Genomic DNA, 17,550 nt, shown 5'->3' on the forward strand with positions numbered 1-17,550 from the left:
CGTTCCTCAGGTTAAGTGATTAAAAGACTGACTGAAAACGCGTCAGCTCAACCTGCACGGACTTCACCTGGGTGTAGCTCTGCAGCGTCATCAGACCATTCTCGCGGCCAATACCGGAGTGCTTGTAGCCGCCCACCGGCATCTCTGCGGCGGACTCGCCCCAGGTGTTGATCCAGCAGATACCGGCTTCGATCTGATGAATCACGCGGTGCGCTTTATTCAGGTCCTGCGTCACCAGTCCGGCGGCCAGACCAAACTCGGTATCGTTGGCGCGGCGGATCACTTCTTCTTCACTTTCATAGCTCAGGATCGACATCACCGGCCCGAAGATCTCTTCACGGACAATCTTCATCTCATCACGGCAGTTGGTGAACACGGTGGGGGCCACCCAGGCACCCTGGTCGAAATCACCACCAGTCAGACGTTTGCCGCCACACAGCACGCGTGCGCCTTCAGCAATGCCGGATTCGATGTAGCGCATCACGTTGTCGCGATGGCTGAAGCTGACCAGCGGACCAAAGTTGGTAGCCGGATCACGCAGATCGCCTGCTTTAATACGGGCAACGCGTTCGCTGATTTTGGTCTCGAACGCCGCCTGCAGTTTTGCAGGGATAAAGACGCGGGTGCCGTTGGTGCAGACCTGACCGGAGCTGTAGAAGTTCGCCATCATGGCGATGTCAGCGGCCAGATCGAGATCGGCATCATCAAAGATGATCAGCGGTGATTTACCGCCCAGCTCCATAGTGACCTCTTTCAGCGTTGACCCCGCTGCATTAGCCATCACTTTTTTGCCGCTGACAACGCCGCCGGTAAAGGAGACTTTGTCGATGCCCGGATGCTCGGTGAGCAACTGACCGGTCACCGAACCGATGCCCGGCAGCACGTTAAACACGCCATCCGGCAGGCCCGCTTCGGTGTAGATTTCTGCCAGCTTCAGGGCAGTAAGCGGAGTCATTTCGCTGGGTTTGAAAATCATCGCGTTACCCGCTGCCAGCGCGGGTGCGGATTTCCACAGGGCGATCTGAATCGGGTAGTTCCAGGCACCGATACCGGCGACCACGCCCAGCGGTTCGCGGCGGGTATAAACAAAGGAGGTTTCACGCAGTGGGATCTGCTGACCCTCCAGCGCCGGAACCAGACCCGCGTAGTACTCCAGCACGTCTGCACCGGTGACGATATCGACTGCTGAGGTTTCGCTGTAAGGTTTACCGGTGTCCAGCATTTCCAGCTCTGCCAGCTCATCATTACGCTCGCGCAGGATGTCGACGGCGCGACGCAGGATGCGTGAGCGCTCCATGGCGGTCATTGCCGCCCAGACCTTCTGGCCTTTTCTGGCGGCAGCAACGGCGCGATCGACATCTTCCTGGCCGGCGGCATGAACCTCTGCCAGGACTTCGCCGTTGACCGGGTTGATTGTCTGGAACGTTTCGCCAGACGCTGCGGCAACATAAGCGCCATCGATGTAGAGTTTCTGCTCGGTGAATCGGGACATGTTTTCTCCTTCCGTTATTCGTGCTCGCCAGCCAGTTGCTGACGGATGAATTGGGTGGTCAGTGTGAGCGCGATAGCGGGATCGAATGGCTTACCGCTTAGCGCGGCGCGCAGCCACAGACCGTCGATCAGGGCAGCCAGACCGTGTGCGGCCAGGCGTGCTTTTTCCAGCGGCAGTTCACGCCGGAATTCGACGACCAGCGTTGAGTAAAGCCGACGGCTGCTGACCCGCTCAAGCCGGTTAAGCTGGGGCTGATGCATGCTACTCGACCAGAAGTCGAGCCAGGCTTTCATCACCGCGGTGTGCACCTGGGTTTCATCAAAATTTCCATCAACAATGGCACACAGCCGCTGTTCTGCAGAGGCATCGGCCAGCGGTTTTAGCCGCGACAGTACTGCCTCGCGTAGCTGACGCGTCACATCACGCATCGTAGCTTCCAGTAAACCGTTCTTGTCCTTGAAGTAGTGACTGATGATGCCGGTTGAGACCCCCGCCCGCCGGGCGATCTGGGCAATCGTGGCATCATTAATCCCCATCTCATTAATCGTGCTCAGGGTCGCATCAATCAGTTGCCGACGTCGTATCGGCTGCATCCCTACCTTTGGCATAGCTCCAGCTCCACCCTCAAATCGAGCCCCTATTTAATCTTTTTTTGATTGCACGTTCAATATAAAAAGAAAATTTGTTAGGATGCTGTTTTTTAAATGTAACGTAAGCGAAACGGCAATGAGTGCTAAAATAGGCTGGATTGTCATAGCGATTAACAGGAAGTGACAGAACGAGACAGAGCCGCACGGCCTGAACACCGTGGGCGGCAAGACGTATCCATTGCGAATTTTCAGGACATTAACCAGAGGTAATCGATGAATAATCCACCTTCCGGTGAAAAAGACAGACTCAATCCCGTTGTATTTTATACCTCTGCCGGATTGATTCTGACGTTTTCACTTGTGACGATTCTCTACAGTGAACTGGCCGCGAGCTGGATCCTCAAGGCGGTCAACTGGGTTTCCGCCACCTTCGGCTGGTACTACATGCTGGCTGCCACCCTCTACATCGTCTTTGTGCTCTATATGGCCTGCTCACGCTTTGGCTCTATTAAGCTTGGGCCGGAGCACTCTAAACCCGAATTCAGCGTGCTCAGCTGGTCCGCCATGCTGTTTGCTGCCGGGATCGGCATCGACCTGATGTTCTTCTCGGTCGCCGAACCGGTGACGCAGTATATGCAGCCGCCGGAAGGAGCAGGGCAGACGCTGGAAGCCGCCCGCCAGGCGATGGTCTGGACGCTGTTCCACTACGGACTGACCGGCTGGTCGATGTACGCACTGATGGGCATCGCGCTGGGCTACTTCAGCTACCGTTATAACCTGCCGCTGACTATTCGTTCGGCGCTCTATCCCATATTCGGTAAACGCATCTATGGCCCGATTGGTCACACGGTAGATATCGCAGCCGTGGTCGGCACCATCTTTGGTATCGCCACCACGTTAGGGATAGGGGTCGTACAGCTGAACTACGGCCTGAAAGTGCTGTTTGATATCCCGGAAGGCCTGACCGCGCAGACCGCGCTGATAGTCCTTTCTGTGGTGATCGCTACCATCTCTGTGACGTCGGGTGTTGATAAAGGGATCCGTTTCCTCTCCGAACTCAACGTGATCATGGCGCTTGGCCTGATTCTGTTTGTGCTGTTCTTCGGCAACACCGAGTTCCTGCTGAATGCTCTGGTGCTGAACGTTGGCGATTACATCAACCGCTTCATGGGCATGACGCTCAATACCTTTGCCTTTGATCGTCCAACCCAATGGATGAACAGCTGGACGCTCTTCTTCTGGGCGTGGTGGGTGGCGTGGTCGCCGTTTGTCGGCCTGTTCCTGGCGCGTATCTCACGCGGTCGTACCATTCGTGAGTTCGTGCTGGGCACGCTGATTATTCCGTTCACCTTTACACTGCTGTGGCTGTCCGTGTTCGGTAACGCCGCGCTGTATCAGATCATTCACGGTAATACGGAATTTGCGCAGGAAGTAATGAATCATGCAGAGCGTGGCTTCTACAGCCTGCTGGCGCAGTATCCGGCGTTTAAACTCAGCGCATCGGTTGCCACCATCACTGGCATGCTGTTCTACGTGACCTCTGCGGATTCCGGTTCGCTGGTGCTGGGTAACTTCACCTCGCGGCTGAAAGACATTAACAGCGATGCGCCAAACTGGCTGCGCATCTTCTGGTCCGTGGCGATTGGGGTGCTGACGCTGAGCATGCTGATGACCAACGGTATCACTGCCCTGCAGAACACCACGGTGATCATGGGACTGCCGTTCAGCTTTGTGATCTTCTTTGTGATGGCGGGTCTGTTTAAATCACTGAAGATTGAGGATCACCGCCGTGCCAGCGCCACGCGCGATACTGCGCCCTATCTGGCGCATGCGACCGACCGTCTGACCTGGAAGAAGCGTCTGTCACGCCTGATGAACTACCCGGGTTCGCGTTACACCCAGCAGATGATGGAAAAGACCATTTTCCCGGCGATGCAGGAAGTGGCAAAAGAGCTGGAACTGCGTGATGCCCGCGTCACACTGGAAAGCGTCGAGGCAGATGAGGCGAACCCGATTGGCTATCTGGATCTGCGTGTTCATCTGGGCGAAGAGCAGGACTTCATTTATCAGGTCTGGCCGCAGCAATATTCGATTCCGGGCTTTACCTACCGCGCCCGTAGCGGTAAGTCGACCTACTATCGGCTGGAAACGTTCCTGATGGAGGGCAGCCAGGGTAACGACCTGATGGATTACAGCAAAGAGCAGGTGATCATCGACATACTGGATCAGTATGAGCGACACCTGAACTTCATCCATCTCAACCGTGAAGCGCCGGGCAGCAATATCAGCTTCCCAAGCGTGTAAACCAGGCCCGTCAGCACTGTGCTGGCGGGTTTTTTTTTGCCATCGACGAGCCGTTACACGCCGTCGCCTGCCGATATCGTCTATCTTTAGGGCTATGCTGGCCTGATGCCTGAAGGGTATAGACAGGGAGTCATATGGGAAAAATATTCAGTACGTTTCTGCCGCTCTACACCACCACGCTGCTGATGCTGCTTGGTTCCGGTTTACTGACCACCTATGTCTCATTACGGCTGGCCAGCGAGCAGGTTAACGGCGCGCTGATTGGTGCAATTATCGCGGCAAACTATATCGGGCTGGTCATTGGCGGCAAGGTGGGGCACAACCTGATCGCCCGCGTCGGCCATATCCGTGCCTACGTCGCCTGCGCCGGGATCATTACCGCCTCCGTGGTGGGTCACGGCCTGACTGACTTTATTCCGCTTTGGGTCTTTCTGCGTCTGATTATCGGACTCTGCATGATGTGCCAGTACATGGTGCTGGAGAGCTGGCTCAACGATCAGGCGGAATCGTCGCAGCGTGGCATGATTTTCGGCTTATATATGGTCGCTACCTACCTTGGGCTGAGTGGCGGGCAGGTGATACTGAGCCTGCAGACCGGATTTGGTGTGAGTACGCTGCTGATTGTCGCACTCTGCTTCGCGCTCTGTCTGGTGCCGATAGCGCTGACCACCCGCACCCATGTCAGGCCGATGACGCCCGCACCCATGGAACTGGGCTATTTTATCCGCACCATCCCCAAACTGCTCGGCACCACACTGGTAACCGGCATGGTAATTGGTGCCTTCTACGGTCTGGCACCCGTTTATGGCAGCAGCAAAGGCTTCACCACCGGTCAGACCGGCTATTTTATGAGTCTTACGATCTTTGCCGGGCTGGTGTCGCAGTTTCCACTGAGCTGGCTTTCTGACCGCTACGATCGTCAGCGACTGCTGTTTATTATTGCGATGCTGTTTGCCGTCATCTGCGTGCCACTTATCCTGCTGCCGCATCTGACGTTTGACTGGATGATCGGCATCGCCTTTGCCGCCAGCATGATGCAGTTCGCGCTCTATCCATTGCAGGTGGCGCTGGCCAACGATCAGGTGGCCGCCGAGCGCCGCGTATCGTTAACCGCCTGTCTGCTGATGGCGTTTGGTATTGGTGCCAGTATCGGCCCGCTGGTGGTCGGTGCGCTGATGCAGCCGCTGGGCAGCAATATGCTCTATCTCTTCTTTGCGCTCTGTGCGCTGGTGATTGGCGGACTGAGTTTTGTCCGTGCGCCAGGTCCGCTTCCGACAACCGAAGTCCCGCTGCCGCACGTTGTCATGCCTGACAGTCTGGCGACCTCGCCACTGGGTGCTGCGCTGATCCCGACGCTGGAAGAGGAGGTGATTCAGGCGTCAATGGGCGGTCAGGCACCGGAGGAGGAGTACGGTGGAGACGAGGGCGCGACTGATGAAGAGGCATTGTCCGACGATCATCCCGGGGAGGTTTCCGAAGATCAGCGCCATAAATAGCCGCGACAGGGCAGGACCTTGTTCGCCAGGCTTTGCATGGCTTTATGCATAATGTCCGGATCTGGCTCACTTCTGTCCGGTCACTGGCTCGACAGGCGGGCCAGCAGCAGCGATGCTGAGTCACCCGCTTCTTCAGGAGTCATACCATGCTGGAACTGCGCCCGAACTGTGAACACTGTGACGTCGATCTGCCGCCATCGTCTCTGGCGGCACGCATCTGCTCGTTTGAATGCACCTTCTGCGCTGACTGCGATGAGCATTTCGCGCATGTTTGCCCCAACTGCGGCGGTGAACTGGTGCGCCGTCCGGTGCGTCCGGCAGAGAAACTACAGAAATATCCGGCCAAAATGCGCAGCTGATCTCAAATGACGACGATTACGTCAGAGGCAGAATAGCCTGCGTGGCCCGATGCCGTTATGATGAATCTCGTCCCTGACAGAGCTACCACCTTAACTGAGTGCCGGAGATAAGCGCCGGGAGGGACGCACTTTTCTTCCACCCTCTGTTTCTCTTCGCCCCACAGCCTTACTGGTTCTGTTTCCCCGTTCATCACGCCGATTCGTGGCCAGCCCTGACTATACTCTGATAATGTTTTCAGCAGAGAGGCGCATGCACCCATGTATTACGACGTCCTGAATGGCGCAGCATGGCGACGGATCTGGGTGGTGGGCGATATCCATGGATGCCGCCGCGAACTCGATGCGCTGTTGCAGCAGCAACAGTTTGACTCTCAGCAGGATTTACTGATTTCGGTAGGCGACATTATTGATCGCGGGCCCGACAGTCTGGGTTGTCTGGCCCTGCTGGACGAGCCCTGGTTTCGCTGCGTGCGCGGCAATCATGAGGAGATGGCGCTGGCGGCGTTGCAGGGACAGGAAATGGCGCTCTGGCGGATGAACGGCGGCGACTGGTTCTTCCGGCTGCGGGGCGCAGCGTTAATCGCGGCACGTCATGCGTTGCGGCGCTGTGGTGAACGGCCGCTGATACTGCATCTGCAATTGGGTGAGCGCACTATTGTGATTGCCCATGCAGATTATCCGGCCCGGGAATACGCATTGAATAAGTCACTCGACTGGCAAAAGGTGGTCTGGAGCCGTCAGCGGCTGGAGGACCTGGAGTCAGGTGAGCAGGCGGGCATCCATGGCGCAGATGCCTTTTACTTCGGTCATACCCCGCTGAAACAGCCGCTGACGATTGCCAATCTGCATTACATCGATACCGGCGCCGTGTTTGGCAATCATCTGACGATGCTGCAACTCAAGTGAGTTAGCGGAACAGGCGACCGTCGCGCACCAGTTCGCGCGGATAGCTGTTCTTGATGCGGGTGCCAACTTTCTTCGCCAGCCCCAGCGGCTGCTGCTGATAGGTCACAATCATCTCATTGTTAACGGGTGCCGTTTCCGGATAGATATCCCGGCCGCGATACCACTCTTCAGCTTCTGCCGCCGTGAGCTCAAAGGCCTGCGTCGCATCGCGTTGCGCCAGTGCAATCACGGCTTCATGCTGCCAGCGATAGCCTTTAGCAAAGGTTTCTGCCAGCTTCAGGCCAATGCGCGAAAAGCGCACTTTGCCCAGCAGCGGGGTGACGGCTTTCGGGAAGAGCCAGATCTCTTTATCACGCTGCCACAGCTCCAGTGCGTCATCCCATTTGATAGAGACAGTGGCGGCGGCCTGTACGATCTCACTTTCCAGCTTACGGTTGAGAGGGGAGAAGGGCAGCTTACCCACTTTGTAGCCCGGCAGGGGTAAGGGCTCGACTGACGCGATTTTACGCAGACGCGCCACGAAAAAGCCTTCGCTGTCGAACATCTGCGGAAAGACATGCAGATAGCCTTCGGGCGTCGCGGCCTGATCACCACCCTCAAAAAGCCTGTCGAGCGGCACGACCTCAACCGCGTCCGGATAGCGCTGCAGCAGCCAGCTAATCACCTGCTGATTCTCAATCTGATTCAGGGTGCAGGTTGAATAAACCAGCGTGCCGCCAGGTTTGAGTGCGTGAAAGGCACTGTCGAGCAGATCACGCTGGGTCGCGGCGATCTCTTCGGTACTCGCCAGCGACCAGTTTTTCAGTGCATCCGCATCTTTACGAATCACGCCTTCGCCGGAGCAGGGTGCGTCGAGGAGGATGGCGTCGAACTGCTCCGGCAGGGCGGGCCCGAAGACCCGCGCGTCAAAGTGCGTCAGGGCACTGTTGCTGACGCCGCAGCGGCTGATGTTAGCGTGCAGCACTTTGACCCGGCTGGAGGAGAATTCGTTTGCCAGGATTACGCCCTGATTGCCCATTCGCGCCGCAATCTGGGTGGTTTTGGAACCCGGTGCCGCCGCCATATCCATCACGGCGCTGACCTCTGGCTGGGTATCAAACAGTGCAGTTACCGGCAGCATGGAGCTGGCTTCCTGAATGTAGAACAGGCCGCTGAGATGCTCAGCGACGCTACCCAGCGGCAGGCTCTCATCTTCCCGGCTGATCCAGAATCCCTCTTCGCACCACGGCACCGGCGTCAGCTTCCAGTCATACCCGGCGGTCTGGCTCAGGAAGGCAGCTACGCTGATCTTCAGGGTATTGACGCGAATACTGCGGCGCAGCGGTTGCTGACTGTAGGCGATAAACTGCGCGAAGCTCGCCTCATCGGGCAGGCTCTGACGCATTAATGAGAGAAAATCGGCGGGGAAAAACGAAGACGCATCTGACACGGGCACATTCCAGTTAAGGCAAAGGCGGCAGTGTAACATGAGGAAAGAAAACGGGCAGCCAGGCTGCCCGTTTGAGAGTGAGAATAACGTGAAGGCTCAGGGAGCATACGCCTTTCGCAAAGACGCTAAAGACGCCATCCCAGGCATGCTCAGCGCGGGCGATTACGCACCTCATCCCTGAGGTGCGCCCGTAAACGGGCCAACGCGTTGCGTTGTTCAAAAACGCTCCCGGCGTTTTTGTCCATGGCCCGCGATGCTTTGCTACAGGCGTATACTCCCATCGCTTTACGTTTTGAGCCGTCTGAAAGAAGCGGCTCGTTCAGAGTAAATTAACGCGGAGACGGAATCGCCGTTCCCCAGGTACGCCACTCTTTCGGCGCTTCATCCTGCAGCAGGAAATGTTTATCCGGGTTCGCCTGTGGCGCCAGCGGCACCGTTGGTGGCGTCGCAAACTGAATACCGCCGCGAATAAACTGCTGGAAGGTCCCGGTTTTCACCACGCCGCCCACCAGACCGAAGTCGAGGTTGTATCCGGACGCCAGCCAGAACACCGAATTGTTCCGCACCAGATGCTGGTACTTCTTACTGATGCGAAGGGCGATCTGCACGCGGTCGGCCATATTACCCAGTGACGTGCCGGTGACGGTACCCACTTCCACACCCCGGAACAGCACCGGCGTACCCAGCGACAGTGAACCGGCCTCAGTGGCATCAACATAAATGTTCAGGCCATTCAGGTAGCGCGAATCGGTAATGGTGCTTTCCTGCAATTCAAAGGTGCGTGCAGCACCGCCTTTGCCCGGATCAACGTTGACGTACGGCTGTAACAGGGTCTCCAGATGATTTACACCCGTAGCGGAAATCTCCGGTGAAACCACTGAGAAACGGCTGCCGAGGCGGGCAAAATCATTCACATATTCAGGGTAGAGTACGGCTTTCGCCACGACCTGATTGTTATCTTTGCTTAACGACAGTGACTCCACCTGACCGACGTTGATACCCAGATAACGAATCGGCATCCCGGCAGAGAGCTTGCTGGCGTCATAGGTGTGCAGCGTAATCTGACTGCCCACCGCGCGGGCGGCGGTTTCAGAGGAGTAGAGCATGCGTTTAGCCCCTTTGACCGACTGCGCACCACTCATATTGTCGAAGCTGATTGCGCCTTTCAGCGCACGGTTAAGGGGCGATGCCTGCACCGTCAGACCGCTGCCGTTAAGGCTGACGCGTGCGCCACCCTCAGCCCAGAACACGCTTTCGCTGGTCAGCAGCTTGCGATACTCCGGCTGAATATGCACCGCAATATCAAAAGCGTCAGCGCGCGGCGTCACTTTGACAATCTCGCCCACCTGGAATTTACGGTAAAGCACGACCGAACCGGCCTGTACGTCAGGCAGGCTGTTGGCGGTCAGCATCAGCGTCGTGGACGGGCCATCGCCGGTAATGCCTTCGTCCGCTTTTTCAGCATCGGCAAACAGCGGATAGGCGCTTTTTGGCTCGCCTTTTTTGCCCGGCTCCAGCCGGATGCCGCCATCTACCCACTCGCGGGCGCTGGCACCTAATACCTGCATGCCATCAAGACCGAACTTCACATCGAGGCGACTGTTGACGATAAATTTGCTGTCGCCATGCACCAGATTGCGATTTTCAGGATTGACCGCGACGACGAAATTGACGCCATTTTCATCCAGCGAACGTGACATGACCTGACCAATCTGCATACCGTGCAGCATCAGCGGCTGGCCCTGATCGATGCCGTAGCTCTCTGGTGCGCTGAGTTTGACCGTGAGTACGTTGGGTTTCTGCAGCAGTGTCTCATTCGACGCCAGCACGGTGAAGTGCTGCTGCGGCTCGCCTTCACCCGGCACCAGTTCCAGCGTATTACCGGTCAGCAGTGCGCTGAGGCTGGTATCGGTCAGGCTGATTTTCGGGCTGTGCATTTCGATGCGGGTACCGCTGCGCATCAGTCCAACCACAGAAGGATCAATCGTCAGCTCGCCGGTCACCTTGCCGCCATCCAGCAGGTTCAGTTTAGTCAGCGTACCCACCTCCAGGCCCTGGTACATCAGCGGGGTGCTGCCGGCCTTGAGATTTTTACCATCAGGCAGGTCAAGCGTGATTTGCACGCCGCGCTGGCTGTGCGCCAGATCGGGATAGAGCCGGTAGTTCTGCTCCGCTTTGGCGGTTTCCGCCCCCTGCGGTGAGTCAAACGCAATCGCGCCATTGACCAGCGCCGCCAGACTCTCCAGCTGCACTTTAGCGCCGCTCAGGCTGACGTCCGCATTGACGCCCGACACGTTCCAGAAGCGGCTGTTGGTCTTCACCAGATTAATAAAGCGACGCTCAATCAGCACATCAATTGCCACGCCATCGGCCTTATTATCAATACTGTAGTCATAGACCCGACCAACCGGAATTTTACGGTAGTAGACCAGCGAGCCAGTGTTGAGAGAGCCAAGATCGGGCGCATGCAGATGGATCATCAATTCGCCGGTATTGACCCGGTATTTCGGTTGCGTATCCAGCGCGGTAAACGCCTCGCTGGGTTTACCTTTACCCGGCATCATCCCGATATAGTTACCGCCGACCAGCGCATCCAGACCCGAGACGCCCGCCAGTGAGGCTTTGGGCGTCACCAGCCAGAACTGAGTATCCTCACGCAGCGCGTCGCGCATGTCGCTCTTGATGCTGGCTTTAATCTGGATTCTACGATAGTCGTCGCTGAGATTAATGCCCTGCACGGTGCCCACTTCTACGCCCTGATAACGGATCGGGGTACGACCCGGCACGATACCATCCGCCGTCTGAAAATTGATGGTGATGGTGGTGCCGCGCTCCTGATAATTAGTCCAGAGCAGCCAGCAGGCGATCAGCATCGCAATGACCGGCAGCAGCCAGAAGGGCGAAATTTTGCGCTTATTACGCAGCGTTGCGTTAGTCGGTGTAGTCGGCGTTTCCTGTTGCATGTGCATCCCAGAGCAGGCGGCTGTCCAGCCACTCAACAGACATAATGGTCAGGATGACGGCCGCGCCAAAAAACAGCGCAGCCGGTCCCATGGTAAAAGCCAGCAGCTGATCACGGTTGACCAGCGACATGGTTAACGAAATGACAAACAGATCGAGCATGGACCAGCGGCCAACCCAGGTCACAAACCGCAGCAACCGGATGCGGGTTCTCAGTCCCTGTTCACAGCGGAAATGAATGCTAAGCAGCAGCGTCAGCATGACCAGTACCTTGGTAAAGGGCACCAGAATACTGGCGATAAACACAATCGCTGCCACCGGAATATTGCCTTCACCCAGCCCCAGGATGCCGGAGAAGATGGTGTCCTCGCGCCGTGAACCGTTCAGGTAAACCACGGAAATAGGCAGCAGATTCGCAGGGATCAAGAACACAATCGACGCGATCAGCGCAGCCCAGGATTTCTGCAGGCTGTGGCGGCGACGGAAGTCGAGCGGCGTATGGCAGCGCGGGCAGCGGCCCCGTTCATCAGCGATGCCGGTGTTATGACAGTTGAGGCAGACCTGCATGTCGTCACGGGCCATATTGCCGGGGCTTTGCGGGTAGAAATGCTCCCACAGCTGTTCCATATTCAGATGGATCATGGTCAGCACGCTCAGCACCGTCAGGGCAATGTAGGCCGCCAGCCCATAGCCTATCTCCAGCGAAGCATAGTCCTGCACCTTGATGGATGCCACGGCGATGCCGACCAGGTAAATATCGAGCATTACCCACTCTTTGAGCTTCTCCAGCATGATCAATACGGGCCGCAGGTTCATGCCCAGACGATGACCAATACCGAGATAACAGATGCCGGCGACCAGCGTTACCGGCGCACCGATGGTGCAGAAGGCCACCATCGAAGCGGTCAGCACATCACCCTGCTGAGTCATCTGAATCACCCCTTCCAGCACGCTGGCATTAATGCGCATACCCAGCAGCCGGATATCCACCAGCGGCAGGGAAAAAGCGAAGGGCATTAACACGATCATGGTGGCGGCCATGGCCATCAGTCGGGTCATTGGCCAGTCGCGTCCACTGAGAATCTCAGCGTTGCAGCGCGGGCAGTGTGCCGACTGATGCGTTTTCACATCCGGTAAGGAAAAAAGGGTATCGCATTGCGGGCAACGCTGATAACGTGCGTGAGGCAATGTCTGGCTGATAGCGTGAATTTTCATAGGGTGATGCAATTTTCGCTCTTCAGAGGGAACAGATATTGGTCATTAAGACATTGTCTGTGTGCCTGTCTCGGGCATCACGCTTCGATCCACAGAATGCTAAGGGTATAGCAACTAACGCTATGATTCACCTTGTGGCTCTGGATATTTAAAACTTATTTTTAACGAACGGTCTCTATTGCCCCGTTCAGATGTCATTGGTAACGGTTAAATAATGAACAAAACTGCCTTTTACGCCGATTTGAATCGCGATATGCGCGCCTTGCTGGCGGGAGAAACGGCGTTCCTCGCCGCAATGGGAAACTTTAGCGCGCTGCTGTACGAACGTCTCGATGGCGTGAACTGGGCAGGTTTCTATCTGCTTACGGAAGCCGATACGCTGGTGCTTGGCCCGTTCCAGGGGAAAATCGCCTGTGTGCGCATTCCGGTCGGTAAAGGTGTGTGTGGCACGGCGCTGGCAGAAGAAAAAGTGCAACGAGTCGATGATGTGCATGCTTTCCCGGGCCATATCGCCTGTGACGCTGCCAGTAATGCTGAGATTGTGATTCCTCTGAAAGTGAATGGCACTGTGGTTGGGGTGCTGGACATCGATAGCGTGGAGTACAATCGCTTTGACAGCGACGACGAATCGGGGCTGGTCAAACTGACTGATGGGCTTTGTGAAGTGCTTGCGAACAGCGACTTAGAAAAATATCTGCAGCTGACGCGCAGCTAATCGACTGGATCACATGGCATTTAGCGATGTTGTCATTATAATGTCGCCTGTTCATGCCTGCGCTGGTCGGCAAACCCGTTGTAATCAGGAAATTTCATGGAAAATCAACCTAAGTTGAATAGCAGTAAAGAAGTCATCACTTTTCTGGCGGAGCGCTTTCCGCACTGCTTTAGCGCTGAAGGTGAAGCGCGTCCGCTCAAAATCGGTATCTTTCAGGATCTGGTCGAGCGTGTTCAGGGCGAAATGGGTCTGAGCAAAACACAGCTGCGTTCCGCGCTGCGTCTCTATACGTCAAGCTGGCGTTATCTGTACGGCATCAAAGCCGGTGCGATTCGTGTCGATCTCGACGGTAACGCCTGTGGCGTGCTGGATGAGCAACACGTTGAGCATGCACGTAAGCAACTGGAAGAAGCGAAAGCACGCGTCCAGGCGCAGCGTGACCAGCAGCGTGCTGCACGTCGTGAAGCGGGTGAAAGCGAAGAGGGCGCGGCACCGCGTCGTCCACGCAAGCCCGCGCCACGTAAGCCTGCAGAAGGCGATGCTGCGCGTAAACCACGTCCGCAGACGACTGCACCGCGTGCGACCGCCTCACAGCATCGCAAGCCAGCCCCACGTCCGGAGCAGGAAGCCCGACCCATCACTGATACCTCAACTTTGCAACCCGGCCAGAGTATTAAAGTTAAAGCAGGCAAAAGTGCGATGGACGCTACCGTTCTTGAAGTATCAAAAGACGGCGTTCGGGTCCAGCTCGCTTCCGGCATGGCAATGATTGTGCGCGCAGAACACTTGCAGTTCTGAAACGGAGGCTAACCCCGGCATGAACACCCTTTTTAAAGTTGGACTTATTGCGGGCCTGCTCTTAGCAGGCCCAACCTTCGGCGCAGAGAATATTACCCGCGCCGATCAGATTCCCCAGCTTCACGAAGACCCGCAGGATCCGACGGTCAGTGAGCGCGTCACCTCGCGCTTTACCCGTTCCCACTACCGCCAGTTCGATCTGGATCAGAACTTTTCAGCGAAAATTTTTGATCGCTACCTGAACATGCTCGACTACAGCCACAATGTGCTGCTGGCGTCAGATGTGGCGCAGTTTGCCAGCAAAAAAACCACCGTCGGCGATGAGCTGCGCAGTGGCAAGCTGGATCTCTTTTACGATATTTATAATCTGGCGCAGAAACGCCGTTTTGAGCGCTATCAGTATGCGCTGACGGTGCTGGCGCGTCCGATGAATTTCAGCGGCAATGACACAATCGACATTGACCGCGCCAAAGCGCCCTGGCCGAAAGATCAGGCTGAACTCAATGCGCTCTGGGATGCCAAGGTCAAATATGACCAGCTGAGTCTGAAGCTGGCGGGCAAAGACGATAACGAGATCCGCGACGTTCTGACCAAGCGTTACAACTTTGCTATCCGTCGTCTGGCCCAGAGCAACGGTGAAGACGTTTTCCAGCTGGTGATGAACGCGTTCGCCCGCGAAATCGATCCGCACACCAGCTATCTGTCGCCGCGTAACACTGAGCAGTTCAACACGGAGATGAGCCTGTCACTGGAAGGCATCGGTGCGGTACTGCAGATGGATGACGACTACACCGTGATCAACTCGATGGTCGCAGGTGGCCCGGCCGCGAAGAGCAAAGCCATTACCGTTGGCGATCGCATCGTCGGTGTTGGTCAGCCAGGCAAGCCGATGGAAGATGTGATTGGCTGGCGTCTGGATGATGTCGTGGCAAAAATTAAAGGACCCAAGGGCAGCAAAGTGCGCCTGGAAGTTCTGCCCGCCGGTAAGGGTACTAAAACCCGTACTGTAACGCTGACGCGTGAGAAAATCCGTCTTGAAGATCGCGCGGTTAAACTGACCATCAAAAATGTCGGCAAGCAGAAAGTGGGCGTGCTCGATATTCCTGGTTTCTATGTCGGCCTCACCGACGACGTGAAAGTACAGCTGCAGAAACTGCAGAAACAGAACGTCGATAGCGTCGTGATCGATCTCCGTACCAATGGCGGTGGTGCGCTAACCGAAGCGGTCTCGCTTTCCGGCCTGTTTATTCCGAGTGGTCCGGTGGTGCAGGTTCGCGACAATAATGGTCGGGTGCGTGAAGACAGTGATAACGACGGCGTGGTCTACTACAAAGGCCCGCTGGTGGTGCTGGTCGATCGCTTCAGCGCCTCCGCCTCTGAGATCTTTGCTGCTGCGATGCAGGACTATGGTCGTGCAGTGATTGTCGGCGAGCCAACCTTTGGTAAAGGCACCGTTCAGCAGTATCGCTCGCTGAACCGCATTTACGATCAGATGCTGCGTCCGGAATGGCCAGCGTTAGGCTCCGTTTCTTATACGATCCAGAAGTTCTATCGCATTAATGGCGGCAGTACACAGCGTAAAGGCGTCACGCCGGATCTGCTGATGCCAACCGGCGTTGAAGCGGCTGAAACCGGTGAGAAATTTGAAGATAACGCGCTGCCGTGGGACAGCATCAAAGCGGCAACCTATACCAAAACCGGTGATGTTAAACCGCTGGTTGCGCAGCTGACGAAGCAGCATGCGGACCGTATCGCTCAGGATCGCGAGTTCCAGTACATTATGAAGGACATTGCCCGTTACAATGCCCTGAAAGATAAGCGCAATATCGTGTCACTCAATCTTGCCCAGCGCGAGAAAGAGAACCACGAAGATGATGCGTCACGACTGGAGCGAATCAACGCGCGCTATCAGGCCGAAGGCAAAAAACCGCTGAAAAACCTGGATGAGCTGCCGAAAGATTATAAAGAGCCGGATCCCTATCTCGACGAGACGGTGAAGATCGCGAACGATCTTGCGCAACTGGAGAAATCCCAGCCAGAGGCGCCAGCGGCGAAATAATCCGCTGTTGCCAGAAAAAGCACCGCTCAGCGGTGCTTTTTTTTGTACTCAGAAAAGTTTCCAGTAAGCAATGATTAGCGCTGGTGAAGGTGCCTGAAGGCTGGGCTACTCATCAGGCGTGTCAGAATGTAAAGTTATGTTTTTTTAGGCACTTAAACGTTAAGGTCGCTTGAAAAGCCGCCCAATGCTCATAGGATATGTATCCGCGTATAGGCGCGTGAACTACTGAGGAAGATTAACAAAAATGATGCGTATTGCTCTTTTCCTGATGACCAACCTGGCTGTGATGTTGGTATTCGGGCTGATTCTCAGCCTGACAGGGATCCAGTCAAGCAGTGTTCAGGGCCTGATGATCATGGCAGGCCTGTTTGGCTTCGGCGGTGCGTTTGTTTCACTGCTGATGTCGAAGTGGATGGCGCTGCGTTCGGTTGGCGGTGAAGTGATTGAACAGCCACGCAATGAAACCGAGCGCTGGCTGGTGGATACCATTGGCCGTCAGGCCCAACAGGCGGGCATTGCGATGCCACAGGTCGCGATCTATCACGCACCTGATATCAATGCCTTTGCGACTGGTGCGCGTCGTAACGCCTCACTGGTGGCTGTCTCAACCGGTCTGTTGCAGAACATGAGCCGTGATGAGGCGGAAGCGGTGCTGGCGCACGAAGTGTCGCACATCGCCAACGGTGACATGATTACCATGACGCTGATCCAGGGTGTGGTGAACACCTTCGTGATTTTCGTTTCACGTATTCTGGCACAGATTGCGGCGGGCTTTATGTCCGGCAACCGTGATGGCGAAGAGAGCAGCAACGGCAATCCGTTGGTCTACTTTGCGGTGTCGATGGTGCTGGAGCTGGTATTTGGTATTCTTGCCAGCATCATCACCATGTGGTTCTCGCGTCATCGTGAGTTCCACGCCGATGCCGGTTCAGCGAAGCTGGTCGGTCGTGAGAAGATGATTGCGGCGTTGCAGCGCCTGAAAACCAGCTACGAACCGCAGGAGCCGAGCAGCATGCTGGCGTTCTGTATCAACGGTAAAGGTAAATCATTCAGCGAGCTGTTTATGTCGCATCCGCCGTTAGATAAGCGTATTGAAGCACTGCGCAGCGGTCAGTATCTGAAGTAGCGTTAAGCAGAGCAAAAAAGGCGACCCGCGGGTCGCCTTTTCTGTTTAGAAACCATAATCAGACTGCCTCTGACAGCAATATCTTAGCTCAACATGCAGG

13 protein-coding genes are annotated in these 17,550 nt (G+C 56.1%); 8 read left to right on the forward strand and 5 right to left on the reverse strand.

Going from position 1 to position 17,550, the window contains the following annotated elements:
* Positions 1-19 precede the first annotated feature (19 nt).
* The gene (gene betB / locus K6R05_RS08250; protein ID WP_161733095.1) at positions 20-1,492 is read right to left on the reverse strand and encodes a betaine-aldehyde dehydrogenase; all 1,473 of its coding nucleotides are present in this window, start codon (positions 1,490-1,492) and stop codon (positions 20-22) included.
* Positions 1,493-1,506: 14 nt separating this feature from the next.
* Positions 1,507-2,100 carry a transcriptional regulator BetI gene (gene betI, locus K6R05_RS08255; RefSeq protein WP_222925379.1) on the reverse strand — a complete coding sequence of 198 codons (594 nt, stop codon included), beginning with the start codon at positions 2,098-2,100 and terminating at the stop codon, positions 1,507-1,509.
* 255 nt (positions 2,101-2,355) lie between these two features.
* Between betI and K6R05_RS08260 the strand changes: the two genes are divergently transcribed.
* The 4 genes from K6R05_RS08260 (at position 2,356) to K6R05_RS08275 (ending at position 7,147) form a co-directional block, all read left to right on the forward strand.
* Positions 2,356-4,386 carry a choline transporter gene (locus K6R05_RS08260; protein ID WP_161733091.1) on the forward strand — a complete coding sequence of 677 codons (2,031 nt, stop codon included), beginning with the start codon at positions 2,356-2,358 and terminating at the stop codon, positions 4,384-4,386.
* Between the two features lie 134 nt (positions 4,387-4,520).
* Positions 4,521-5,882: an MFS transporter gene (locus tag K6R05_RS08265; RefSeq protein ID WP_222925380.1), complete on the forward strand. Its 1,362-nt coding sequence runs from the start codon at positions 4,521-4,523 to the stop codon at positions 5,880-5,882.
* Positions 5,883-6,028: 146 nt separating this feature from the next.
* The gene (locus tag K6R05_RS08270; protein ID WP_161733087.1) at positions 6,029-6,241 is read left to right on the forward strand and encodes a DUF1272 domain-containing protein; all 213 of its coding nucleotides are present in this window, start codon (positions 6,029-6,031) and stop codon (positions 6,239-6,241) included.
* A 258-nt stretch (positions 6,242-6,499) separates the two neighbouring features.
* On the forward strand, positions 6,500-7,147 hold the full coding sequence (locus K6R05_RS08275; protein ID WP_161733085.1) for a metallophosphoesterase: 648 nt from the start codon (positions 6,500-6,502) through the stop codon (positions 7,145-7,147).
* A gap of 1 nt (position 7,148) precedes the next feature.
* Here K6R05_RS08275 and rsmF read toward each other — a convergent pair whose 3' ends face one another.
* The 3 genes from rsmF to yebS form a co-directional block, all read right to left on the reverse strand.
* A complete protein-coding gene (gene rsmF / locus K6R05_RS08280; RefSeq protein ID WP_222925381.1) occupies positions 7,149-8,615 on the reverse strand; it encodes a 16S rRNA (cytosine(1407)-C(5))-methyltransferase RsmF in 1,467 nt (488 codons plus the stop codon).
* A 290-nt stretch (positions 8,616-8,905) separates the two neighbouring features.
* Positions 8,906-11,539 (reverse strand): PqiB family protein, encoded by a 2,634-nt coding sequence (locus tag K6R05_RS08285; RefSeq protein WP_161733081.1) that lies wholly within the window; start codon positions 11,537-11,539, stop codon positions 8,906-8,908.
* Complete coding sequence (gene yebS / locus K6R05_RS08290) at positions 11,508-12,752, reverse strand: membrane integrity lipid transport subunit YebS (RefSeq protein ID WP_161733079.1); 1,245 nt, start codon at positions 12,750-12,752, stop codon at positions 11,508-11,510. The genes K6R05_RS08285 and yebS overlap by 32 nt, the downstream gene beginning before the upstream one ends.
* Before the next feature lie 214 nt (positions 12,753-12,966).
* Here yebS and msrC point away from each other — a divergent pair, with 214 nt between their 5' ends.
* The 4 genes from msrC (at position 12,967) to htpX (ending at position 17,450) form a co-directional block, all read left to right on the forward strand.
* Positions 12,967-13,467: a free L-methionine (R)-S-oxide reductase MsrC gene (gene msrC / locus K6R05_RS08295; protein WP_161733077.1), complete on the forward strand. Its 501-nt coding sequence runs from the start codon at positions 12,967-12,969 to the stop codon at positions 13,465-13,467.
* A 96-nt stretch (positions 13,468-13,563) separates the two neighbouring features.
* Positions 13,564-14,265 (forward strand): RNA chaperone ProQ, encoded by a 702-nt coding sequence (gene proQ / locus K6R05_RS08300; RefSeq protein ID WP_033732888.1) that lies wholly within the window; start codon positions 13,564-13,566, stop codon positions 14,263-14,265.
* 19 nt (positions 14,266-14,284) lie between these two features.
* Positions 14,285-16,324, forward strand: coding sequence for a carboxy terminal-processing peptidase (prc, locus tag K6R05_RS08305; RefSeq protein WP_161733075.1), 2,040 nt, complete (start codon positions 14,285-14,287; stop codon positions 16,322-16,324).
* 244 nt (positions 16,325-16,568) lie between these two features.
* The gene (htpX, locus tag K6R05_RS08310; RefSeq protein ID WP_161733073.1) at positions 16,569-17,450 is read left to right on the forward strand and encodes a protease HtpX; all 882 of its coding nucleotides are present in this window, start codon (positions 16,569-16,571) and stop codon (positions 17,448-17,450) included.
* The last annotated feature ends 100 nt before the right edge of the window (positions 17,451-17,550 follow it).

The organism is Pantoea alfalfae (assembly GCF_019880205.1).
Classification (GTDB): domain Bacteria; phylum Pseudomonadota; class Gammaproteobacteria; order Enterobacterales; family Enterobacteriaceae; genus Pantoea; species Pantoea alfalfae.

Coding starts and splice junctions, on each gene's coding strand:
- betB (WP_161733095.1), bottom strand. CDS start 1,492: ATGTCCCGATTCACCGAGCAGAAACTCTACATCGATGGCGCTTATGTT.
- betI (WP_222925379.1), bottom strand. CDS start 2,100: ATGCCAAAGGTAGGGATGCAGCCGATACGACGTCGGCAACTGATTGAT.
- K6R05_RS08260 (WP_161733091.1), top strand. CDS start 2,356: ATGAATAATCCACCTTCCGGTGAAAAAGACAGACTCAATCCCGTTGTA.
- K6R05_RS08265 (WP_222925380.1), top strand. CDS start 4,521: ATGGGAAAAATATTCAGTACGTTTCTGCCGCTCTACACCACCACGCTG.
- K6R05_RS08270 (WP_161733087.1), top strand. CDS start 6,029: ATGCTGGAACTGCGCCCGAACTGTGAACACTGTGACGTCGATCTGCCG.
- K6R05_RS08275 (WP_161733085.1), top strand. CDS start 6,500: ATGTATTACGACGTCCTGAATGGCGCAGCATGGCGACGGATCTGGGTG.
- rsmF (WP_222925381.1), bottom strand. CDS start 8,615: ATGTTACACTGCCGCCTTTGCCTTAACTGGAATGTGCCCGTGTCAGAT.
- K6R05_RS08285 (WP_161733081.1), bottom strand. CDS start 11,539: ATGCAACAGGAAACGCCGACTACACCGACTAACGCAACGCTGCGTAAT.
- yebS (WP_161733079.1), bottom strand. CDS start 12,752: ATGAAAATTCACGCTATCAGCCAGACATTGCCTCACGCACGTTATCAG.
- msrC (WP_161733077.1), top strand. CDS start 12,967: ATGAACAAAACTGCCTTTTACGCCGATTTGAATCGCGATATGCGCGCC.
- proQ (WP_033732888.1), top strand. CDS start 13,564: ATGGAAAATCAACCTAAGTTGAATAGCAGTAAAGAAGTCATCACTTTT.
- prc (WP_161733075.1), top strand. CDS start 14,285: ATGAACACCCTTTTTAAAGTTGGACTTATTGCGGGCCTGCTCTTAGCA.
- htpX (WP_161733073.1), top strand. CDS start 16,569: ATGATGCGTATTGCTCTTTTCCTGATGACCAACCTGGCTGTGATGTTG.